Here is a 22,001-nt window from a genome sequence, read left to right on the forward strand (position 1 = left end):
GCACCGGGACCGGCATGCGGCCCTCTTTCGCCCACGTCCACGCGGTCTGGTAATGCACGCCGTTGCGTACCGCCCACTCGGAAAGCTTCACCAGACTGAGGTTCACTGATGAATCACGCATCAGTTGTTAGCCCTCCCGCGCCAGCCGCCGGATCGCCTCCCGCACGGGGGTGCGCGACGCCCCCAGCTCCTCGCCGAGCTGTACCTCGCTCAGCTTCGCTCCCGGCGTGAGTCGCAGGGTCTCGATGTCCCTCTTGAGCCGGTCGTAGACCGCCTCGCTCTTGCCAGTCGCCCGGGCCATCCCTCTCCTCCGCCACGGCGCACTCCGCGCTGTATACAGCCTGCGCCGCCCCACGGAGGGGTTGCGCGCTTCCGCGATGCAGAAAATACTATCCGCATCGCAGAAGTTCAGCTCGGCGTCGAGACCAGCGGTGACTCATCGACAGGAGATTCTGATGGCGCGTATGACCGCGGCTCGGGCAGCGGTGGAGATCCTGAAGCGTGAAGGCGTCAGCCATGTCTTCGGCCTCCCCGGTGCGGCGATCAACCCCTTCTACGCCGCGATGCGCGGCGACGGTTGCCTGACCCACATCCTCGCCCGGCATGTCGAGGGCGCCTCGCACATGGCCGAGGGCTACACCCGTGCCGAGGCCGGGAACATCGGCGTGTGCGTGGGTACCAGCGGCCCCGCCGGCACCGACATGATCACCGGTCTCTACTCGGCCGCCGCGGACTCCGTCCCGATCCTGTGCGTCACCGGCCAGGCGCCCGTGGCCAAGCTGCACAAGGAGGACTTCCAGGCGGTCGACATCGCCTCCATCGCCGGACCGCTGACCAAGATGGCCATGACCGTCCTCGAACCCGCCCAGGTGCCCGGCGCGTTCCAGCAGGCCTTCCACCTCATGCGCTCCGGCCGCCCCGGACCGGTCCTCATCGACCTGCCCATCGACGTCCAGATGGCCGAGATCGCGTTCGACCCGGACACCTACGCCCCGCTCCCCGTCTACCAGCCGGCCGCCACCCGGGCGCAGATCGACAAGGCGACATCCCTGCTCCAGGCATCCGAGCGGCCGCTGCTGGTGGCGGGCGGCGGCATCATCAACGCCGACGCCGCCGATCTGCTCGTGGAATTCGCCGAGGTGACCGGGGTGCCGGTCGTGCCCACTTTGATGGGCTGGGGCACCATCCCCGACGACCATCCCCTGATGGCCGGCATGGCCGGCCTCCAGACCTCCCACCGCTACGGCAATGCCACGCTGCTGGAGTCCGACTTCGTCCTGGGCATCGGCAACCGCTGGGCCAACCGCCACACCGGCGGACTCGCCACCTACACCCGTGGCCGGACCTTCGTCCATGTGGACATCGAGCCCACCCAGATCGGCCGGGTCTTCGCCCCTGATCTGGGCATCGTCTCCGACGCCAAGGCCGCCCTCGAACTGTTCGTCCAGGCCGCCCGGGAGCTCAAGGGGACCGGAGCGCTCAAGGACCGCTGGGCCTGGGCCGACAGCTGCCGACAGCGCAAGGCGTCGATGCTCCGCAGGACCCACTTCGACCAGGTGCCGGTGAAACCGCAGCGGGTCTATGAGGAGATGAACAAGGCGTTCGGCCGCGACACACGATATGTCTCCACCATCGGCCTCTCCCAGATCCAGGCGGCCCAAATGCTGCATGTCTACCGGCCGCGCCACTGGATCAACGCCGGCCAGGCCGGGCCGCTCGGCTGGACCGTCCCCGCCGCCCTGGGTGTCGCGACGGCGGATCCGGACGCCGCCGTCGTCGCCCTCTCCGGCGACTACGACTTCCAGTTCATGATCGAAGAGCTCGCCGTCGGGGCGCAGTTCCAGATCCCGTACCTCCATGTCGTCGTCAACAACGCCTATCTGGGCCTGATCCGCCAGGCCCAACGCGGCTTCGACATGGACTACTGCGTCCAGCTGTCCTTCGACAACGCCAATTTCGACAACGCCAATGCCCCCGAGGTCGGCGGCTACGGCGTCGACCACGTCAAGGTCGCCGAAGGACTGGGCTGCAAGGCCCTCCGCGTCCTCGAACCCGAGCGCATCGCACCCGCGCTGGAGGAGGCCAAGAAGCTCATGGCCGAGTACCGGGTGCCGGTGATCGTCGAGATCATCCTCGAACGCGTCACCAACGTCGCCATGGGCACCGAACTCGACAACGTCACCGAGTTCGAGGAACTCGCCACCCGCCCCGGCCACGCACCCACAGCGATCCGCACCGGCCTCGACTGAGCCCCGGCGGTTCGGGCTACTTCGCCGACGGGGTCCGAGCAAGCCAGTCCGCGAAGCGGGTGTCGGACAGCAGCGCGCCGTCCCCGGGCAGCAGGGTGCGCTCCTCAAGCGGGACTCCGAAGTAGCGCGCCTCGGGGTCCGTGACGACCTCGCGCGGGTCGTCACGGTGGGCCAGGCCCTCGCGGATCAGCTCGTCGAGGCCGAACTGCTCGGGACCCGCGACCTCGACGGTGCCGTTGAGCGGCGCGGCCACAGCGGTACGTCCCACCGCGCCGGCGACGTCGGCGGCCGCGATCGGCTGAATGCGTGCCGACGACAGGCGCACTGTGGTGCCGTCGGTGGCTCCTTGGGCGATGCTTTCGACGAACTCGAAGAACTGCGTCGCACGGATGATCGAGTACGGCACGCCCGATTCCTCGATGAGATTCTCCTGCGCCATCTTCGCGCGGAAATAGCCGCTCTCGACGAGCCGCTCGGTTCCGACGACCGACAGGGCGACATGGTGTCCGACTCCCGCCTCGGTCTCGGCCTCCAGCAGGTTCGCGGTCGAGGTCCGGAAGAATTCCATCACCGCGTCGTCGGCGAACGACGGCGAATTCGACACATCGACCACGACCTGCGCGCCCTGCAGCGCCTCGGCAAGCCCTTCGCCCGTGAGCGTATTGACACCCGAGCGTGGTGACGCCGGGATCGCGTCATGGCCGTGTTCGGCAAGCGTGCGCACGAGTGTGGAGCCGATCAGGCCGGTGCCACCGATGACGACAATCTTCACGACATCCCCTTCGATGCGGCTGCGGCTCTCATGATCCACGGTAACGGCTGCGGCACCGGAAGGACCACACCAGGTCCGCCGGACGAGTTAACCTCCGGCGCGGTTCCCCGACTACTGGCACGTCTTCTTCGTTAAATCGGATCGTCAGTGCTTTCGCAGCGACTCATTCGGAGGAATCACATGCGCATGGTGAAGAAGGCAGCTCTTCTGACCGCAGCGGCCGCCACGGCGGTGCTGGTCGGGGCGGGCGGCGCGTCCGCCTACGGTGGCACCGGCTCCGGCGCCGGCACCGGTGGCTTCGGCGGCTTCATTTTCCAGATCAACGAGTGTGACGCCGCCACCGGCGCCAACACTCAGCTCGGCGGAGTCGCCCCGACCGGTGACATCAACGTCGGCTCCAACTGCACCAACCTCATCGGCGGCTGACCCCTGAAGGAGCGTCGGCGACCGCGGTCGCCGAGCTACGGCGCTCCCCTCGCGCCCCCGGATGCCACGCGTCCGGGGGCGCGTGGGGGCATGGCGGCGGTCGGGGCGCCAGGTGGCGACGAGGGCGGCGGCCAGCAGGAGTTCGGCGCGATCCCGAGGACGACCACGCGACAGACCTTTCGATGCCGCTCTCATGATCCACGGTAACCGGCTGCGGCACCGGAAGGACCACACCAGTACACCGGACGAGTTAACCTCCGGCGCGGTTCCCCGACTACCGGCACGTCTTCTTCGTTAAATCGGATCGTCAGTGCTCTCACAGCGACTCATTCGGAGGAATCACATGCGCATGGTGAAGAAGGCAGCTCTTCTGACCGCAGCGGCCGCCACGGCGGTGCTGGTCGGGGCCGGCGGCGCGTCCGCCTACGGTGGCACCGGCTCCGGCGCCGGCACCGGTGGCTTCGGCGGCTTCATTTTCCAGATCAACGATTGTGACGCCGCCACCGGCGAGAACACTCAGCTCGGCGCGGACGGCCCGACCGGTGACATCAACGTCGGCGGCACCTGCACCAACCTCATCGGCGGCTGACCCCTGAAGGAGCGCCGGCGACCGCGGTCGCCGAGCTACGGCGCTCCCCTCGCGCCCCCGGATGCCACGCATCCGGGGGCGCATGGGGGCATGGCGGCGGTCGGGGCGCCAGGTGGCGACGAGGGCGGCGGCCAGCAGGAGTTCGGCGATGTCGCCGCCGTAGTACATGATCTCCGCGCCACCCTGGACCTGGGCGACGGGGGCGTGGATATCGGTGCGGAAGCCGCCGTACATCAGCTGCGAGATCGCGGCATGGGCCGCGATGGCGATCCCGAGGATGACCAGCCGCGTGCGGACGCCGGGCCGCCGTGGGGCGGGGTCGGGGCCGGCGATGACGTAGGCGAACAGGCAGCCCGAGAGCAGGAAGTGGGCGTGCAGCAGCCAGTGCGGTACAGGCCGGCTCATGGCCACGTTGTAGAGGGGCGTGAAGTAGAGCACCGCCAGGCTTCCCGTGCTCAGCGACAGGGCGGTGGCCCAGTGGGCCAGCAGCCCGGCGGGTCGGCTGCGCAGCACGGTGGTCAGCTGCCGGCCACGGGCGGCGGGCAGGGTGCGCAGCAGGAGGGTGACGGGGGCGCCCAGCACGAGTGCCAGGGGGGCGTACATGCCGATGAGCATGTGCTGGGCCATGTGGCCGCGGAAGTCCTCGTGTGCGAAGGGCGCGAGGGGCGGGAGCAGCCCCGCGGCCAGCAGGGCGACTCCGGTCAGGAAGCTCACCGTCCGCCACTGCCTCCAGCCCCGGGTCGGATGGGCGCGGTGGGCTCGGTGAGCCAGCAGGAGGTAGGCGGCGGCGATCGCCAGCAGCACGAGCGCGGGCAGCAGTACCTCCATCGTGCCGCTGCCGGCGCTGTGGCGGTGTCCGGTGTGGATGTGGCCGGTCATCAGGCGGCCCGCCCCGCCCGCCCGGAGGCGTCGGGGGCCTCGGGGTCGAAGGGCCGGCCGCCGCGCTGGAGCAGATAGCCACCGGCGAGCAGCAGCGCCCCCAGGACGAGGAAGCCGATGTCCCACCAGAGCTGCCGCGGGCCGCCATGGACGTGGTGGATACCGAGGATGTGGTGGTCCAGTACGCCTTCGACGAGGTTGAAGATGCCCCAGCCGGCCAGGATCCATCCCCACAGCACGCGCGAGGTCCATACCCGGCGGCGGTTGTGGGTGACGCGGGAGTACAGGATGGCAAGGCCCAGCAGGACGGAGATCCAGCACACGGCGTGGAAGATGCCGTCCCACACGGTGTTCATCTCCAGGCCGGAAACGGTGTGCGGGGAGTAGTACTTCACCCCGATGTGATCGTGGTTGGTGCTGGTGAGCATGTGGTGCCACTGCAGGAGCTGGTGCAGCAGGATGCCGTCGACGAATCCGCCGAGTCCCACCCCCAGCACGATGCCGGGCAGCTGGATGTTCCTGGGTGCCCTGCCGTCCTGGGCCTGGCCCGCCGTGGTGGCCATCCGTGTTCTCCGTCCCGTCGGAGTCCTTGAGTCCGTGAACCTCTGGTCAGGACGCGTTTCCCGGCTGGGGCGGTGCGGTCACGGGCACGAGCGGAACTTCACCGCCCGGCCGTGGTCCGGATGGCCTATTCCGGGAGATGCCGAGCCGGTCGGCGATCCGGCTCTGCGTCTCGTCGCAGAAGAAGCGCAGGTACAGGATCTCCCGCTCCCGAGCGGGCAGTTCCCGCAGCCGCGGCTTGAGGGATTCGCCCTGGATGACCCGCTCGTAGGCCGGTTCCGCCGAGCCGATGGTGTCGACCAGCGAGTAGCAGTCGTCCGCGCCCGGCAGTTCGGCATCCAGGGAGAGCGTCCTGAAGCTGCCGCCCCTCCTGGGCCACCGCCCCTCCCGCGCCACCGCGATCACCCCTCTGCCACACATGCGCAGTTCGCGTTCGGGGTACCCCGATGCAGTGCGCAGCAACTCTCCCGAGGACGTGACGGCGCCGGAACCCGCCGTCGGAGTGGTCATCGCCACCCGCGACCGCGCCGAGTCGCTCGCCACCACCCTGGAGCATATGACGGCCCTGCCGGAGCGGCCGCCGGTCCTCGTCGTGGACAACGGCTCGACCGACCACACCAGAGCCATGATCGCCGACCGCTTCCCCGAGGTGCGCGTCCTGGCGCTCTCCGGCAACCGCGGGGCGCTCGCCCGCAATGACGGAGTACGCGCCATGAAGGTGCCGTACATCGCCTTCTGCGACGACGACTCGTGGTGGCGACCCGGCGCGCTGGCCCGGGCCGCCCGCGTCCTGAGCGACCATCCGCGCCTCGGCCTTCTGGCGGCCCAGGTCCGCGTCGGTCCGGACGAGCGCCCCGATCCGATCAACGCCGCGCTGGCCGCGTCCACCGCCGGCTGGGCCGACGACCTCCCGGGTCCGGAGGTCTTCGGCTTCCTCGCCTGCGCGTCCGTGGTCCGCCGCAGCGCGTATCTGCAGGCGGGCGGGTTCCATCCGGTGATCTTCTTCGGCGGGGAGGAGACGATGCTCGCCTACGACCTCGCGGCGAGCGGCTGGGGCGTCGCGTACTGCCCGGAGGTGGTCGCCCACCACCACCCGGCCTCGACGCAGCGCGAGGGCCGGAGTGCCATCATGCGCCGCAATGAGCTGCTGGGCTACTGGCTGCGGCGCCCGCTCCCGCTCGCGGCCAGGCACACCGCCGGACTCCTTGTCGAGGCCCGCCGGGACCCGGTGGCGCGCAGCGCCCTGCGGCAGGTATGCGCCCGGCTCCCGGCCGCGCTACGGCTGCGCCGTCCGCTGCCGCCGCATGTCGAGAGGGCCGTGCAGCGCATGGAGGGACACGGAACGTCCGGGCCGTGACCCGGGCCGCGCCGGGTGAGGCGGACGGGCCGTGGTACGGGAGGCGGCGCACCGGGGCTCAGACCCGGCGCCAGGCATCGCTTTCCAGATGGGACCCGGCCATCGGGCCCATGCGGAGCATGCCGCCGTCCACGGCCCAGGAGGCCCCGGTGACGTAGCCGGCGTCCGGGCTCGCGAGGAAGGCGATCACGGCGGCGACTTCCCGGGCGTCGCCGGGCCGCCCCAGCGGCACCCCCGGCCGGTGCTGGGCTCGCACATCGATGTCCTCCTGCCCCGTCATCGGTGTGGCGATCTCGCCCGGCGCGACCGCGTTGACCCGGATCCCGTGCTCGGCCAGCTCCAGGGCCATCACCTGGGTGAGCAGGCCGAGTCCGCCTTTCGCGGCGCAGTAGGGCGCGGCGCCGACGCGCGGCTGATGCTCGTGGACGCTGGTGACATTGACGATGCTGCCGCCCCCGCCCTGGCGGATCATGCGGCGGGCGGCGCGCTGCCCGCACAGGAGCGGGCCGATGAGGTCGACATCGACGACCTGTTGAACGGTGGTGAGGTCGAGGTCGAGAAACGGGGTGAGGGTTCCGGTGCCGGCGTTGTTGACCAGGACGTCGAGGCGGCCGAGAGCGTCGGCCAGTCGGTCGATCGTGTCGGCGGCGCCCGGGAGACCGGTGAGGTCCATCCGCTCGACGGCTGCCCGGCGGCCGGCCTCCCGGACCTCGGCCGCCGTCCCCTCGGCTCCCTCCCGGTCGCTGTACCAGGTGATGCCGACGTCCATCCCCCGGGCGGCCAGCCGTACGGCCGTGGCGCGGCCGATGCCGGAGTCCGCGCCGGTGACGACGGCGACACCGGCGGAGGTGGCAGGTCCGGGGTGGTGGTGGGTGTTCATCCTTCGACTCCGGTGAGAGTGCCGGGATGCGGACGGTGCTCGCGGCGGGGGCCGGGCTCGGGGAGCCGCTCCACCGCCTCCAGCACGTCGGCCACCGTGATCCGCAGCAGCCGCTCGTCCGGGACGTCCCCATGGGCGTCCCCCGGCCGCGGGGCGTCGCCGTCCGGGCGCCACAGCGCGCGGTGGAGCGCGCTGCGCGGCGGCCCCCACAGCCGGGGGGCCACCGGGCCGAACAGCACGACCGAGGGGGTGCCGAGAGCGGTCGCCAGATGGGCCAGACCGGTGTCGCCGACGACCACGGCGCGGGCGCGGGCGACGAGCGCGGCCAGTACGGCGAACGGCACATCGGCGTCGCCTCCGAGCACGGCAGACCGGGGCAGCCCGGCGCCCCGGGCCACCGCGTGCGCCGACCGCGCCTCCCCGGCGCCCGCCGTGACGACGACGCGATGCCCGGCCGCGCGCAGCGCGCCGCCCACGGCCGCGAAGCGGTCCGCGGGCCAGCGGCGGGCCGCGGCGTCCGCGCCGGGGTGGAGCACCACGGCGCCGGGCGCGGGCGAGGGCCGCTCGGGCGCGGGAATCCGCAGGTCCCGAGGGTCGGCCCGGATTCCGTACCAGGACAGCAGCCGGCACCAGCGGGCCCCCTCGTGCTCGTCGTCGCGCCATCCGGGCCCGGGGATGTCCGGCGTGCCGGGGTGCGCGTAGGCCAGCAGCCGGGCGGGGCGCAGAGCGCGCAGCAGCAGATGGCTGGGCGGGCCGTTGCCGTGCAGGTCCACCGCGACATCGGGGGGCGGCCCTGCCCAGTCGATCCGCCCGGGGACGGTCCGGCCGGGTGCGGACGTGGGGAGCAGCCGGTCGACGGCTCCCGTCGCTCTGGCTGCTTCCGCCATCCGGGCGGGTGCGGCCAGCAGCAGCTGGTGGCCGGGGTACGCCCGGCGCAGCGCCCGCAGGGCGGGGACGGCGGTGAGCAGATCGCCGAACCCGAGAGCGCGCAGGACGAGGAGACGCGGGGGGACGGCGTCCGTCATCGCGACGGCGTCCGTGCGCCGCGTCAGTGGGACGGCGTCCGTGCGCCGCGTCATCGGTCGGCCCGGAGCGGGGCGTGGCCGGGGAGGGATACGGGGGCGAGGGCGGCCCGGCGGGCGAGTTCGGTGGTGGAGCGCCCGTCGAGGTACGGAAGGACGAGGGCCTGGCCGTCCCACTCGCGCAGCACGGCGGCCTCGGGCAGGGTGTCGGCACTGTAGTCGCCGCCCTTGACCCACACATCTGGGCGCAGCCGCCGCAGCAGCGCCTCCGGGGTGTCCTCGTCGAAGACGGCGACGGCGTCCACGCAGCCCAGTCCGGACAGGACGCGTATCCGGTCGGCCACCGGGTTGATCGGGCGGCCGGGGCCTTTGAGGCGGCCGACCGAGGCGTCGGAGTTGACGCAGACGATGAGGCAATCCCCGGTGCGGCGGGCGTTCTGCAGCAGGCCGACGTGGCCGGCGTGGAGCAGGTCGAAACACCCGCCGGTGGCGACGACTGTGCCGCCCCGGGCGCGGACGGCGCCGGCGAGGGCGTACGCGTCGGTGGGGCGGGGCTCGCGCGTGCCCTGTCCCCCGGCGCCGCCGCGGGTCTCCCACAGGTCCGCGTTTCCGGCGCCGCCCGCCGCGACGAACGCGGCGGACCGGGCGACGGCCAGCTGGACCGCCTCCTCGGGGAGCCCGCCGTCGGCCAGGGCTCCGGCGGCGGTCGCGGCGAAGCAGTCCCCGGCGCCGCAGGAGTCGCCCTCGACGCGTCGGGACACGGGGACGTACATGGGGTTGTCGCTGTGCGGGAGGGTGAGGATCGCGCCGCGCTCGCCGAGCGTGACGGCGACGGCCGCGGCCCGCCAGCGCTCCGCGAGCCGGGCGCCGCGGCTGCCGTGGGCGTGCAGGGAGTCGGCCTCGCCCGCGTCGCCGTACCGGCCGGCCGGGGCGAGGTCCCGGGCCTCGGCGGCGTTGGGCGTGGCGAGCCGTACGCCGGCGACGGGCTCCGGGCCCCGCGGGTGCGGGTCCCAGACGACGGGCACATGGCGCGCGGCCTCGCCGAGGTACGGGCGCAGGGCCGCGGCGATGCCGCGGCCGTAGTCGGCGACCAGCACGGCGCGGGCCGCACGGAGCGCGGCGACCACGGCCGGCCCGGCACGGCCGGGGGTGCCGCCGCCACGGTCGACGCGGACGAGCGGCCGGCCCGCGGCGCGGACCCGGGTCTTGACCGGAAGGGTGCCCTCCAGCGGCAGTTCCACGAGCTCGACATGCGGCGCCAGGGCGTCCCGTACGGTCCGGCCGGCGGCGTCGTCGCCCAGGGCGGTGACCAGGACCACCTCGCGTCCCTCGCGCGCGGCCAGGAAGGCGGCGAGCCCGGCTCCCCCGGGCCTGCTGCGGTCGGAGAGCACGTCGACGACGGGCGCCGGGGCGTCGGGCGCCAAGCGGGTGGCCTCGCCGTCGATGTCCTGGTCCAGCAAGGCGTCACCGACGACGACGAGCGGTCGCTGGGCGGCGGTCATGGCTACCTCCGGTCAGGGGGACGGGTACGGGCCCGGAGCCGGAGCGACCGCCCGGCCGGTGGTCAGGGGCTCGGCGTCGTCCGCGGCCGCGTCGAAGCTCTCGCAGAGCAGATGGAGGGCGACCAGGTGCGATTCCTGGATGGTCGCGGTGGAGCCGGAGCTGATGCACAGGGCCTCGTCGGCGCGGAGGGCGAGCGGATTGGGGCGCGGGCCGGTCATGGCCCATACGCGCAGTCCGGCGGCCCGGCCGGTGTCGGCGGCGGCCAGCAGGTTGGGGCTGCGCCCGGACGTGGACAGGAGCATCAGCACATCGCCGGGCCTGCCGTGGGCGGCGACCTGACGGGCGTACAGCTCCTCGAAGCCGTAGTCGTTGCCAATGGCGGTGGTGCTGGAGGTGTCGGCGTGCAGGGCGATGGCCGAGTACGCGGGCCGCTCGCGGTGGTAGCGCCCGACGAGTTCGGCGGTGAGGTGCTGGGCCTGGGCGGCGCTGCCGCCGTTGCCCGCGGCGAGCAGCCGGCCGCCGACGGGGAGGGTGGCGGCGAGGTGCCGGCCCCACTCGGCGACCTGCTCCAGGCCGTGTTCTCGGAAGCGGACCAGGGCGTCCTGGAGCGCCTGGCAGTGGGCGTGGGCGGTGCGGAGTGTGTCGGTCATGGCTGTCACCCCTTTCTTTTTGGGCTCGGTTCGCCTCCGGGGCGCTCAAGCCACTGTCGACAGTCGACCGTGCTCGGCCACTCGTTCCTCGCGGCCTCCGCGCGCTCTCCCTTTCGACAGCGACGCGCCCCTTCGGCTCACTCGCCGGGCGGGCACCCCACAGCGAGACGGAACCCCAGGGCCTGCGCGCGCTCTCCTTTTCGACAGCGACACGCCCCTTCCCCTCACTCGCCGAGAGGTCGGTGGGGAGTCGGCCGGTGGGGAGTTCATGCCGCTCCTGTGACGGCTGCCGGGTGGCGTGCCAGTACGTCGCGGTAGACATCCTCGGTGGCCGCGGCGACCCGGTCCCAGCTGTAGCGGGTCAGGACGCGGCGGCGGCCCGCGGCGCCGCAGGCGGCACGCAGCTCGGGGCGGGCGAGGAGCCCCGCGGCGGCCTCGGCCAGGGCGACCGGGTCGCGCGGCGGGACGAGGCGGCCGGTGCCGGGGTCGGCCACGGTGTCGCGTTGGCCGCCGACGGCGGTGGCGACGACGGGCGTTCCGCAGCTCATGGCCTCCAGGGGGACGATCCCGAAGGGTTCGTAGTCGGCGGGGCACAGGACGATGTCGGCGGCGCGGAACAGGCTCGGCACCCGCTCGGGCGGCAGACCGCCGGTGAAGCGGACCCGGTCGGCGACCCCCAGGTGGTGGGCGAGGGCACGCAGCCGCCTGGCCTCCGGGTCCTGGTCCAGGCGGGCGGGCGGGGGGCCTCCGGCGATGACGAGTTCGGCGTCCGGCAGCAGGGCGAGGGCGGCGATGGACACGCCGGCCCCCTTGCGCCGCACCAGCCGCCCGAGCTGGACCAGCAGAGGCCGGCGGGTCGAGCGGGGCGCGGCCGGTCCGCGCGGGGTGCACAGCTGGGGGTCGACGCCGCAGGGCACGACCGTGATCTGCCGGTGGCCGAGGCCCATGGCGGCCAGTTCGTCGACCTCGTCGCGGCAGGTGGCGATGATGAGGTCGCAGCCCTCGCCGACCGCCGTCTCCCAGGCGATCCGCTCCGGGGGGCTGCTGTCGGCGTCCTGCTGGTGGCGCCGTTTGACGGTGCCGAGCGCGTGATACGTGTGCGCGAGCGGCAGTGCGAGCGCGCGGGCCGCCTGGAGTGAGGCGACTCCGGACATCCAGAAGTGGGAATGCACCAGGTCGGGCGGCGTGTGCCGCCACTCGCGCTCCAGATACGCGCCGAACTGCGGCATGTACGGCAGGAGTTCGTCCTTGGGCAGCGCCCGGGCCGGACCCGCGGGGACATGCCGCACCTCGACGCCCGCGCGCAGCCGTACGCTCGCCGGCAGGTCCGGTGCGTCGCGGCGGGTGTAGACGCGGACGCGGTGGCCGCGGTCGGCGAGCGCTCCCGCAAGCCGGGCGACATGGACGTTCTGGCCCCCGGCGTCCACGCCGCCGAGCGCGGCGAGCGGGCTGGCGTGCTCCGAGACGAGCGCGATGACCAGCGATTCGGCCTGGTCGCGACGCGGGATCATCGGGCCACCTCCTCGATCAGCCGCTCCCAGTCGTCGAGGAAGCGCTTGAGTCCGTACCGGTCAAGCGCCGCCCGGCGGGCCCGCGCCCCGTCCTCGGCCGCCGCGTCCGGGTCGTGCAGATAGGCGTGTGCCGCGCGGGCGAGGACCTCGGGCCGGGTGGAGAGCGCACCGGCGCCGGCGGGTACCGCCTCGACGGCCTCGGTGGTGGCCAGGGCCACGACGGGCATGCCCAGGTGCATGGCCTCCAGGAGGGAGAGCCCCAGCGAGGTCCAGCGGACGGGGTGCAGATACAGACGGCGGCGCGCCATGGCGGGGTGCAGAGCGGCCTGGGGCAGGTCCTGGGCGTGGCAGCGTCCGGGCGGCAGGCCGAGGTGCTCGGCGAGCCCTTCGGTGCCCATGCCGAAGACGTCGAGGGGCGCCGCCTCGCTCAGGGCGGGCAGCAGGTCGGTTCCGGTGTAACGGCCGCGCCGTACCGGCTCGTTGACGACGACGGCGGCGCGGGCGAGCTGCCCGGTGTACAGGTGTCCGGGGTCGACGACGCCGTGCTCGATGACGGCTGTGGGTGTGGGGCCGCTGTCCCAGAAGAGCCGGTTGAAGTGGGTGACATGGACCAGCGTGAGGTCGTCCCGGCCGGCGCACGGGTGACGGGTTTCGGGGACGTTCCCGTCCGGGGCGTTGTGCTCCAGATAGACGGCGGGCACATCACCCCCGGGGCGCCGGCCGCCGAGCCAGCGCTCGGCGAGTCCTGCCTCGTGCGGCCGCTGGAGGACGACGAGGTCCACCGGGGCGTCCCGCAGTCCCTCGGGCGTGATCTCGGTGACGGACTCGGGCCAGGAGAAGGTCCGGGCCCGGCCGCGCCCGTCCGGCCCCCGGCCGGGGAGGACGGGCACCAGGTAGCGGTGCGGGCCCTGGACGAAGGCCGTGGTCCAGGAGCCGTGCACATGCCAGAGAAGAATGTTCATGCCGTCGCCTCCGGACGGTCGTCGCGGGCTCGGCACGCCAGCAGCGAGTCCACCGCGGCGAGCACGTCGGTGTCGGTCACGGAGTCGAGACACGGGTGGCCCGGTACCGGGCAGACGCGGGCGCGGCTGCCCGCGCACGGCGCGTCCTGGCGGCCGAGGAGGCGGTGCGGGACGCGGTAGGGGGCCCACCGCTCGGCGGGCACGACGGGCGCGAACAGACAGACGACCGGGGTGCCGACGGCGGCGGACAGATGGGAGGGCCCCGTGTTGCCGGTGACCACGACGCCGGCGCCCGCGAGGACTCCGGCGAGCTCGGGGAAGCCGGTGCGTCCGCCGAGATCGAGCGCGATGCCGTCGGCGACATCGGCCGTCAGCTCCTTCTCGGCCGGGCTGCCGGTGACCACCACACGGTGGCCCGCCTCGTCCAGCGCGGCGACCGCCCGGGCGGCCCGCCCGGGGCTCCAGGCGCGGGCCGGTACGGCGGCGCCGGGGTGGACGACCACATAGGGGTCGCTCCCGGTGAGCGGGGCCGTGTCGGGCAGCGCGGTCAGGCGCAGGGCTCCCTCGTCGCCGGGCGGGAGGGCGAACCCGGCCGCCTCCGCGAGGTCGAGCGCGGCGCGCGCCTCGTGGTGGTGCGGCGCCCGCCGGTGCCGCAGATCGAGCAGGGTGCCGGGGTAGTGCTCGCTGTCGGCGGCCGTCCAGGGGATTCCGGCGAGCTTGAGCAGCAGGGCCGCCGGCAGCGGGCTCTGGTGGTACGAGGAGAGGATCAGGGCGCGGTCGAAGCGGCGGGCGGCGAGGGAGTCCACGAGGGCGTCGGCGGTCTCGCGCCGGACGGGCGGTGCCGAGAAACCCACCCAGGGCGCGTCGTGGACGAGCACCTCGTCGACGCCGGGCAGCAGCCGGGCGGCCGGCTCGCCGAGCGGGCCGCACAGCATCGCGGTGGAGGCGGAGCCGGCGGCGACGGCGCGTACGGCGGGCCCCGCGAGCAGCACGTCTCCCGCGCTGTCGAGGCGTACGACCAGGGTGCGGGGCCCGGTGAGGAGGCTGCTGGTCAATGGTCACCTCCGGGGCCGGCGGAGGCGCGCAGCAGGCCGCGCGCCGCGGTCAGCAGGTCCGGCGCGGTCCGTTCAGCGGCGGCGATCTCCCGCGGACGGGTCATCGGGGTGGGGATGAGCACCCCGCGCGCGCCGGCGGCGCGCGCCGCCGCCAGGTCCGCGCCGATGTCGCCGAGCACCGCGGTCCGGCGCGGCTCGACGCCCAGCGCGGCGCAGGCGGCCTGGATCAGCCCGGGGGACGGCTTGCGGCAGGCGCAGCCGTCGGCGGGGCCATGGGGGCACACGGCCCAGACGTCGAGGGGCCCGAGCAGTTTCTCCAGGCGCTCTCGCACGGCCTCGACCGCACGGCGGGTGAGCAGGCCACGGGCGACGCCCGACTGATTGGTGACCACACCCACGGGCAGGCCCCGGGCCCGTACGGCGTCGACCGCGGCCCTCGCGCCCGGCATGAGCCGCACGCGGTCCGGGTCACCGTTGTACGGGATGTCGTGGACGAGCGTGCCGTCCCGGTCGAAGAGCACCGCCTCGGGAAGGCCGGGAAGGCTGAGGGGCACAGCCGGACCGCCGCAGGGGCCGCGCCGCACACCCGGGGTGAACAGCCACGGCTCCCCTCCAGCGACGGGTGGGGCCCAAGGGACTGCTGTGGTGAACACGGACCCCGAGTCTCCCGCAGACCGCATACTAAACGCGACAAAACGCTACATATGTGCGATCTCTCTGATCGGGCATGGTCCGGCCCGCGGCGGCCACCGCTCGGTGGCGCACCAGCCCGGCCAGCCAGTGAGCCGCGGCCACGGGCGGGATGAGGGCACTGGTGACCGCCATCGTGGCGATCTCGCTCCGCGTCCCCGGGCCCGGGCGTATCCGGGCCCGGGCGAACTCGGCCGTGCCCGCCAGCCACAGCGCCGCGCAGCCCGCGGCCACCCGGCGCCGGCCCGTCGCAGCGCCGACGAGGGCGGCGGCCCCGGCCGCGGCGACCGCCAGGTGCCGCGGCAGCCGACCGCGCGGGGCGCCCGCCCTGGCCCACCAGCCACGCCCGTGCATCCTGGTCATCAGCACGTCGTCGGCGTTCCCCGCCTGCGTGCGCACCGACACCCAGCGGTCGGTCGGCCGCACCGGGTGGGTCGTACGGCGTGAGCCCCGGGTCAGCGTCCAGCCAGCGGCCATGATCCGCAGGGCCAGGTCGGCGTCCTCGCGGAAGGCGCGCGGGAAACGCTCGTCGAAGCCGCCGACGGCCTCCAGCGCGGCCCGCCGGTACGCCATGTCGGCGGTGATCCAGCGGGCGGTGGCGAGCCCGGCGGTCGTGCGCTCCCAGTCGGTGGGCCTGCGGTCCCGTGGGAGGGGGACGGTGATACGCGCCTGGACGCCGGCCGTGCCGGCGCTCGCCGCCGCGAGGTCGGCGGCGAGGTCGGCCGCCCAGGTGGGGCCGGGTACGACATCGTCGTCGAGGAAGACGATCCACTCCTCGCCCACGGACCGCCACCCGGTGTTGCGCGCGGCGGCGGGGCCCGCGGCGGGCCCGGGGACGGTCTCCACCGCGTCACGGAGCCCCTCGGGGATCACCAGGGGCAGCCCGGTGCAGTCGTCGAGCGGACAGTCGACGACGAGCACGATCCTGCGGAGGCGGGGCCCCCGCGCGTCGGCGAGCGCCCGCAGGCACACGGAGAGGCTGGAGCGGAGCACGGTGGGAATGACGACGGCGTACTCGGGTGCGGGCGCCGGCTGTCCTTCGTCCTTCATTCCTGGGTCCTCCTCCGTGCTCGCTACGCCCCTTGGGCCGTGGCCGTATCCGGCCGGCCGCCCGCGAAGAAGGCGCCGCGCCGGATCACGAACGGCCCGATGGCCAGGACGTCGACGGGCGCCGAGCCGAAGCACTCCAGCGCGTCGCGCGGGTCGTCGACCATGGGCCGGCCCGAGGTGTTGAGGCTGGTGTTGACGACCACGGGCAGGCCGGTGAGTCGCTCGAACGCCCCCAGCATCCGCGCCACCAGCGGCTCCGCGCCGGGGTCGACGGTCTGGATGCGGGCCGTGCCGTCCACGTGCACGACGGCCGGGATGCGCTCCCGCCACGCCGGCCGGACATCGTGCACGAACAGCATGTACGGGCTGGGCAGCGGGCCGTCGAAGATCTCGGCCGCGCGGTCGGCGAGCACCATCGGCGCGACCGGCCGGAACTGCTCCCGCCCCTTGACGTCGTTGAGCCGCTCCAGATTCCCCGACCGGCCGGGGTGGGCGAGCAGGGAGCGGTGGCCCAGCGCCCGCGGCCCGTACTCGGAGCGCCCCTGGAACCACGCGACGATCGCGTCGTCCGCGAGGGCCCCGGCCACCGTCTCGGCGACATCGGCCGGGCGCTCGAACGGCACAGCGGCCGTCTTCAGCCATGCCTCCAGCTCGGCCTCCGACCAGCGGCGCCCGAGGTCGGCACCGGTCATCGGCGCGGGCCGGTCGCCGGCCTCCGCGGCGAGGTAGAGCGCGCCTCCGAGCGCGGTGCCCGCGTCCCCGGCGGCGGGCTGGACCCAGACCCGGTCGAACGGGCCCTCCCGGGCGATACGGGAGTTCGCGACGCAGTTGAGCGCCACTCCCCCGGCCAGGGTCAGCACGCTGTCATGGGTGCGCCCGTGCAGCCAGCGGACCAGGTCGAGCAGCGTCTCCTCCAGGCACGCCTGGGCACTCGCCGCCAGATCGGCGTGCGCCTGCGACCACGCCTCGCCGGAGCGCAGCGGGGAGCACAGCTCGTGCCAGGGCACCCCCGCGGCATGGAAGCCGCCGTCGCCCGTGGCGTACACGTACCGCCGCAAGCAGGGCAGCATCCGCGGGGTGCCATATGAGGCCAGGGCCATCACCTTGTACTCGTCACAGGACCGCAGAAAGCCCAGATGCTCCGTGAGCTCCTCGTACACCAGACCGAGGGAGTGGGGCAGCTCCTGGCCGTGGAGCGGCTCCAGCCGGTCGCCGACGCGGCGGGCCGCGAGATGGGAGGTGGCCTCGCCCCGGCCGTCGAGGACCAGGACGGAGCTGGTCTCGGCGCCGGGCGCCGCGAGCGCGCTGGAGGCGGCGTGCGCGATGTGGTGGGGGACGAACCGCACGGTGTCCGGGTCGAGCCCCGGCAGGGCGGTGCGCAGGAATCCGGGGGCCTGGCGGGCGTAGGTGAGCCGCAGATGGTCCCAGGGGTCGTCCAGGCCCATGCTGTCGGCCGGGCGGGCCAGGGCGGGGTCGAAGGAGTAGGCGACGGCGTCGAGATCCTGGGGCCGCAGACCCCCCTGCTCCAGACACCAGGCCGCCGACCTCCCGGGGAGCTCCCAGGCGGAGAAGGGCACGGGCCGTTTGCCGTGCTTGCGCCGCGAGAACCGCTCCTCCTCCGCGGCGGCGACGGTGCGGCCGTCGACCACCAGGGCGGCGGCCGGGTCGTGGAACAGGGCGTTGATGCCGAGGATGCGCATGGGCTGGCCTTTCGGCGGCCCGGGGCCGCGGCGGAAGCGGGCAGTGAATCAGGCGGCGGCCTGCTCGCGGTACCAGTCGATGGTGCGGGCCAGCCCCTCGTCGGCGGGGACGACCGGCTCCCACTGGAGCTTGCCGCGCGCCAGCGTGATGTCCGGGCAGCGGACGGCCGGATCGTCGGTGGGCCGTTCGACGAAGTCCACGATGGAGCGCGACCCGGCCAAGTTGATGATCTTGTGGGCGAGATCCAGCACGGTGATCTCGGCCGCGTTGCCGATGTTGACCGGTCCGAGCAGCTCGGAGGCCGCCATGGCGAGGATCCCGCGCACGGTGTCCTCGATGAAGGCGAGCGACCGCGTCTGCGTGCCGTCGCCCGTGACCGTGAGCGGTTCCCCGGCCAGCGCCTGCCGGATGAAGGTGGGCACGGCCCGGCCGTCATGGCCGCGCATCCGCGGGCCGTAGGTGTTGAACAGCCGCACGATGCCGGTGTCCGTGCCGTTCACCCCGGCCTCCGCGGTGGCCAGGGCCTCGCCGAAGCGCTTGGCCTCGTCGTAGACGCTGCGCGGGCCCACCGGATTGACATTGCCCCAGTACCGCTCGCTCTGCGGGTGCTGCTGCGGGTCGCCGTACGCCTCCGAGGTGGAGGCCAGAATAAAGCGGGCCCGGTGGCGGCGGGCCAGGGCCAGAGCGTTGCGGGTGCCGAGGCTGCCCGTCTCCAGGGTGTGCAGCGGCAGCCGCAGATAGTCGGCGGGCGAGGCCGGGGACGCGAAGTGCAGGACGAGATCGGCCCGGCGCGCCACGTCGAACGGCTCGGTGACATCGGCGCGCAGCAGGCTGAAGCCGGGCCGGGCCGCGAGGTGGGCGACGTTCTCGGGCATGCCGGTGCAGAAGTCGTCCACACACGTCACGGCGGCGCCCTGATCGAGCAGGGCCGTGCACAGGTGCGAGCCGACGAAGCCGGCTCCGCCGGTGACCACGGCGTGTGACCAGGAGTGGGCGGGGACGTTGGAGTCGGATTGCACCATGGCTGTTCCTTCCCTTCGCGCGATGGGGCCCTCCCCGGTTACCCGCGAGCTCAGGGAACAATCAGGACACCACACCCCTTACCGCCCCTTATCGGGTCAGGCGGTGGCGGACAGCTCCTCCACGGGCACCCGCTGAGCGGGGAGGCTCGCCGCGGCCGGCTCCGCCGGTATCGAACGGGACGCGGCGCGGCGGCCGTGGAGCAGCGCTCCCGCGCCGATCACCGCGGCGATGATCAGCCCACCGGCGACCAGGGCGCCGCGCGGCCCCGCCCACTGCATGAGCAGCCCCAGCAGGGGCGGCCCCGCCAGCCCCCAGCCCGTCTCCGCGGTCCGCCAGACGCCGAGGACGCGGCCGCGCATACCGGGCGGCGGATCGGTCTGGAGGACCGTCGTCCCGGCCGTGTCGGAGACCGCCTCGACGATGGCCATGGGGGCCACCAGCACGAGCAGCGCGATCAGACCGGGCGAGAGCCCCGCCGCGACCTGGAGCAGCGCCCCGGTGGCGGCGAGCGCGCCGACCCACCGCACGGAGGGCCGCTGCATGCGCCCCGCGAGTACGGCGCCGGCGATGCCACCCACGGCCAGCACGGTGGCGACGGTCCCGAAGTCCTCGGAGCCCCCGGCCAGCGGGCCGGTGACGAGCACTGCCAGGGTCAGCCCGTAATTCCGCCCGAAGACGGCGCTCACCGCGGTGATCACCGTGAGGGCGACGAGGCGCGGCCTGCTCAGGAAGAAGGCCATTCCCTCCCGGGCGCCCATACCGGGCCGCCGCCCCTGCCGGCCGGGCGCGTCCCGGTCGGGCGCGCGGGGCGCCGCGCCCGACCGGCTCAGGACGCTGTCCGCGACGGGCTTGAGGAAGGGGATGACCGCGGCCACGAAGAGAAACGACAGCCCATTGGCCGCATAGGCGGACGCCGTGCCGAGCGTCGCCACCGCGACGCCGGCGAGTGCCACGCCGAGGAGCCGTCCGGCGCTGTGCACGACGGAGCCCAGGGCGATCGCCGACGGCACGTCCTTGGCGGGCACCAGATCATTGCCGAGCAAGGCGCAGGCCGGCCCGTCCACGGTGGCGACCAGGCCGGTCACCGCGGCGAGCGCCATGAGCGAGACCATATTGAGCAGGTCGAACGCCACCAGGGCGGCCGTGGTGAACGCGATCACACCCAGCACCGCCTGACTGACGGCCGCGGTGACCTTGCGTGGCCAGGCGTCCACCGCGGCTCCCCCGACAAGGCCGAGGAGCAGCCCGGGAGCGGCCTGCACCGACAGTGACAGCCCGGTGGCGGCGGCGGAGCCCGTGATGTGCAGCACCAGCAGGTTCTGCACGGTCAGCTGCATCCACGTACCGGTGTTGGACACCATGTTCGCCGCCGACCACCACCGCATGCCGCGGTGGCGAAGGCAGCGCCAGGGAGAACGCTCGCCCCGCTCGGGCGAGCGGGGCGTGGGTATCGAGGACAGGAGAGAAGAAGTCATCGCAAGGCCACGCCGGCAATCCATGTACAGGGCGGAAAACAGGTAGAGGGCAGAAAAAGAGCCCGTCCACGGGCCCCGCTGACAGCCGGCGACATCGCTACGGCCCAGCAAAGTGCCATGGTCACAGATCGCTCCGAGTAAGTAGGCCACAACCACCAGTGGCTTTGCTCACAGCGAGCAGTACGCGATGGCCACGCACAGACATGAGTGAGAGCCCGCTCGGATCCCCATGAGCTCAGCGTGGTCAAGCGGATGCGCTGATGGTGGCGCGCGGGACCAGGTGGGGGGCCAGGACGATCTCGCGGGGGGGCGGCCGCATCGATGCGGAGCCCGCCTTTCGGCGGGCTCCGCATGTCGTTGTGCACGCCGGGAGGGCGCGGTCAGCGGGGATCGGTACGCTCCGCCCTGCGGACTCCGCCTTCCCGGCCCTGGCTTCCCGGCCCGCGACGGCCACCGGATCCGGATTCCCGCCGGCCGGAGCGACCGCCGTCGTCCGCGCCCTCATCTCCCGCGGGCCGCTCGCCGGCCTCGGCCTGCTCCAGGAAAGCCAGACCCTCCCCGGCGCCAGGGCCTCGTCGTTCTCGCGCTGTCCATCGCGGCCTCCACAGAGTCCATCCAGCAGAGCGCGGTGATTCCGCTGCTCCCCCGCCTGGAGCAGTCGCTGCACGCGTCCGTCTCGGCGGTCAGCTGGGCCCTTACGGTCAGCCTGCTGTGCGGCGCCGTCGCCACACCGCTGTTCAGCAGGCTCGGCGACTGTGCGGCGCCGTCGCCACACCGCTGTTCGGCAGGCTCGGCGACATGTACGGCCGGCGGCGGATGCTGCTGACGACGCTCGTGCTGCTCGTAGCCGGCTCGGTGCTCGGCGCGCTGTCCACCTCCCTCACCACCCTCATGATCGCCCGGGTGCTGCAGGGCATCTCCGCGGCGACCGTCCCCCTGTCCATCGGCGCCGTACGCGACCTGCTCCCACGCGAGAAGATGGCCACCGGCATCGGCATCCTGAGTGCCACGATGGGCATCGGCGTCGGCCTCGGCCTCGGCATGATCATCAGCGGTCTCGTCGCCCAGTACACCAGCGGATACCGCATCGTGTTCTGGCTCATCGCCGGTCTGTCCGCCGCCGCGACCGTGCCCAGCGCCATCGCCGTGCGCGATGTGACGCCCCCCTCGGGCGGGCAGCCGGACATCCCTGGTGCCATCGTCTTCCCGGCGGCGCTGGTCTGCCTGCTGCTGGCGGTCAGTCAGGGCAGGAGCTGGGGCTGGACGTCGGCTCCGGTCATCAGCCTGCTGATCACCGCGGTGATACTGCTCGTCGTCTGGATCGTGATCGAGCGCCGCTCCCCCAACCCGCTGGTCGACATCTCGATGCTGACCCACCGCGGCACCATCGGCGCGAGCCTCGCGTCGTTCCTGCTCGGCTTCGCCCTCTACGCGGGCTTCACACTCCTGCCAAGCCGCCGACGGATGCGTTGCGGGAAGGACGCCAGTGAGTGCGGCGTGGCCCGTGGGTCGAAGACGGCAGCGGCGCTGCCGCGTAACCGTTCCCGCCGCCGCCGATGATGTACCACTCGCGCTGGTCGTCGGTGAGTGCGTCAGTGAGCAGAGGGCATCCCGCTGCCCGCGCGGTACGCTGCGGACAGCGGGAT

Annotated in this window: 19 protein-coding genes and 2 pseudogenes; 4 read left to right on the top strand and 17 right to left on the bottom strand. The window is 73.6% G+C overall.

The window, feature by feature from the left end:
• Nucleotides 1–127: 127 nt before the first annotated feature.
• Complete coding sequence (locus ABZS71_RS29570) at nucleotides 128–301, bottom strand: GntR family transcriptional regulator (protein WP_356214974.1); 174 nt, start codon at nucleotides 299–301, stop codon at nucleotides 128–130.
• 154 nt (nucleotides 302–455) lie between these two features.
• Between ABZS71_RS29570 and gcl the strand changes: the two genes are divergently transcribed.
• On the top strand, nucleotides 456–2,249 hold the full coding sequence (gene gcl / locus ABZS71_RS29575; RefSeq protein ID WP_356214976.1) for a glyoxylate carboligase: 1,794 nt from the start codon (nucleotides 456–458) through the stop codon (nucleotides 2,247–2,249).
• Between the two features lie 16 nt (nucleotides 2,250–2,265).
• On the opposite strand, the gene ABZS71_RS29580 is transcribed toward gcl, so the two are convergent.
• Complete coding sequence (locus tag ABZS71_RS29580) at nucleotides 2,266–3,021, bottom strand: SDR family oxidoreductase (RefSeq protein WP_356214978.1); 756 nt, start codon at nucleotides 3,019–3,021, stop codon at nucleotides 2,266–2,268.
• A 186-nt stretch (nucleotides 3,022–3,207) separates the two neighbouring features.
• Here ABZS71_RS29580 and ABZS71_RS29585 point away from each other — a divergent pair, with 186 nt between their 5' ends.
• Complete coding sequence (locus ABZS71_RS29585) at nucleotides 3,208–3,447, top strand: hypothetical protein (protein ID WP_356214980.1); 240 nt, start codon at nucleotides 3,208–3,210, stop codon at nucleotides 3,445–3,447.
• A 682-nt stretch (nucleotides 3,448–4,129) separates the two neighbouring features.
• On the opposite strand, the pseudogene ABZS71_RS29590 reads toward ABZS71_RS29585, so the two are convergent.
• From ABZS71_RS29590 to ABZS71_RS29600, 3 genes and pseudogenes are all read right to left on the bottom strand, one after another.
• A pseudogene (locus ABZS71_RS29590) lies at nucleotides 4,130–4,864 on the bottom strand (cytochrome c oxidase assembly protein); the annotation flags it as partial.
• Between the two features lie 50 nt (nucleotides 4,865–4,914).
• Nucleotides 4,915–5,478 carry a DUF2243 domain-containing protein gene (locus ABZS71_RS29595; RefSeq protein ID WP_356214982.1) on the bottom strand — a complete coding sequence of 188 codons (564 nt, stop codon included), beginning with the start codon at nucleotides 5,476–5,478 and terminating at the stop codon, nucleotides 4,915–4,917.
• Nucleotides 5,479–5,608: 130 nt separating this feature from the next.
• Nucleotides 5,609–5,836 (bottom strand): annotated as a pseudogene (locus tag ABZS71_RS29600) (sigma factor-like helix-turn-helix DNA-binding protein); the annotation flags it as partial.
• Nucleotides 5,837–5,927: 91 nt separating this feature from the next.
• On the opposite strand from ABZS71_RS29600, the gene ABZS71_RS29605 reads away from it, so the two are divergent.
• Nucleotides 5,928–6,833: a glycosyltransferase gene (locus ABZS71_RS29605; RefSeq protein WP_356214984.1), complete on the top strand. Its 906-nt coding sequence runs from the start codon at nucleotides 5,928–5,930 to the stop codon at nucleotides 6,831–6,833.
• Nucleotides 6,834–6,891: 58 nt separating this feature from the next.
• Here the strand turns inward: ABZS71_RS29605 and ABZS71_RS29610 are convergent, their stop codons facing one another.
• The 12 genes from ABZS71_RS29610 to ABZS71_RS29665 all read right to left on the bottom strand — a co-directional run bounded on the left by ABZS71_RS29610 (nucleotide 6,892) and on the right by ABZS71_RS29665 (nucleotide 20,355).
• Entirely contained in the window at nucleotides 6,892–7,713 is an 822-nt protein-coding gene (locus ABZS71_RS29610) for an SDR family oxidoreductase (protein ID WP_355853304.1), read from the bottom strand.
• Nucleotides 7,710–8,738 carry a glycosyltransferase family 9 protein gene (locus tag ABZS71_RS29615; RefSeq protein ID WP_356214986.1) on the bottom strand — a complete coding sequence of 343 codons (1,029 nt, stop codon included), beginning with the start codon at nucleotides 8,736–8,738 and terminating at the stop codon, nucleotides 7,710–7,712. Before ABZS71_RS29615 ends, ABZS71_RS29610 begins: the two co-directional genes overlap by 4 nt.
• Before the next feature lie 50 nt (nucleotides 8,739–8,788).
• Nucleotides 8,789–10,237 carry a D-glycero-beta-D-manno-heptose 1-phosphate adenylyltransferase gene (gene rfaE2 / locus ABZS71_RS29620; RefSeq protein WP_356214988.1) on the bottom strand — a complete coding sequence of 483 codons (1,449 nt, stop codon included), beginning with the start codon at nucleotides 10,235–10,237 and terminating at the stop codon, nucleotides 8,789–8,791.
• A 12-nt stretch (nucleotides 10,238–10,249) separates the two neighbouring features.
• Nucleotides 10,250–10,888 (bottom strand): SIS domain-containing protein, encoded by a 639-nt coding sequence (locus tag ABZS71_RS29625; RefSeq protein ID WP_355853317.1) that lies wholly within the window; start codon nucleotides 10,886–10,888, stop codon nucleotides 10,250–10,252.
• A 266-nt stretch (nucleotides 10,889–11,154) separates the two neighbouring features.
• Entirely contained in the window at nucleotides 11,155–12,399 is a 1,245-nt protein-coding gene (locus ABZS71_RS29630) for a glycosyltransferase (protein ID WP_356214990.1), read from the bottom strand.
• Nucleotides 12,396–13,361 carry a glycosyltransferase gene (locus ABZS71_RS29635; RefSeq protein WP_356214991.1) on the bottom strand — a complete coding sequence of 322 codons (966 nt, stop codon included), beginning with the start codon at nucleotides 13,359–13,361 and terminating at the stop codon, nucleotides 12,396–12,398. The genes ABZS71_RS29630 and ABZS71_RS29635 overlap by 4 nt, the downstream gene beginning before the upstream one ends.
• Nucleotides 13,358–14,416 carry a glycosyltransferase family 9 protein gene (locus tag ABZS71_RS29640; RefSeq protein ID WP_356214993.1) on the bottom strand — a complete coding sequence of 353 codons (1,059 nt, stop codon included), beginning with the start codon at nucleotides 14,414–14,416 and terminating at the stop codon, nucleotides 13,358–13,360. The genes ABZS71_RS29635 and ABZS71_RS29640 overlap by 4 nt, the downstream gene beginning before the upstream one ends.
• The gene (locus ABZS71_RS29645; RefSeq protein ID WP_356214995.1) at nucleotides 14,413–15,096 is read right to left on the bottom strand and encodes an HAD family hydrolase; all 684 of its coding nucleotides are present in this window, start codon (nucleotides 15,094–15,096) and stop codon (nucleotides 14,413–14,415) included. The genes ABZS71_RS29640 and ABZS71_RS29645 overlap by 4 nt, the downstream gene beginning before the upstream one ends.
• Nucleotide 15,097: 1 nt before the next feature.
• Entirely contained in the window at nucleotides 15,098–16,156 is a 1,059-nt protein-coding gene (locus ABZS71_RS29650; protein ID WP_356214997.1) for a glycosyltransferase, read from the bottom strand.
• 23 nt (nucleotides 16,157–16,179) lie between these two features.
• Nucleotides 16,180–17,856 (bottom strand): carbamoyltransferase C-terminal domain-containing protein, encoded by a 1,677-nt coding sequence (locus tag ABZS71_RS29655; RefSeq protein ID WP_355853331.1) that lies wholly within the window; start codon nucleotides 17,854–17,856, stop codon nucleotides 16,180–16,182.
• Nucleotides 17,857–17,904: 48 nt separating this feature from the next.
• On the bottom strand, nucleotides 17,905–18,879 hold the full coding sequence (locus ABZS71_RS29660; protein ID WP_355853334.1) for an NAD-dependent epimerase/dehydratase family protein: 975 nt from the start codon (nucleotides 18,877–18,879) through the stop codon (nucleotides 17,905–17,907).
• Nucleotides 18,880–18,975: 96 nt separating this feature from the next.
• Entirely contained in the window at nucleotides 18,976–20,355 is a 1,380-nt protein-coding gene (locus ABZS71_RS29665) for an MFS transporter (protein ID WP_356214999.1), read from the bottom strand.
• Nucleotides 20,356–21,066: 711 nt separating this feature from the next.
• On the opposite strand from ABZS71_RS29665, the gene ABZS71_RS29670 reads away from it, so the two are divergent.
• A complete protein-coding gene (locus tag ABZS71_RS29670) occupies nucleotides 21,067–21,915 on the top strand; it encodes an MFS transporter (RefSeq protein WP_356215001.1) in 849 nt (282 codons plus the stop codon).
• The last annotated feature ends 86 nt before the right edge of the window (nucleotides 21,916–22,001 follow it).

It is taken from the genome of Streptomyces sp. NPDC005393 (assembly GCF_040606675.1).
GTDB lineage: Bacteria > Actinomycetota > Actinomycetes > Streptomycetales > Streptomycetaceae > Streptomyces.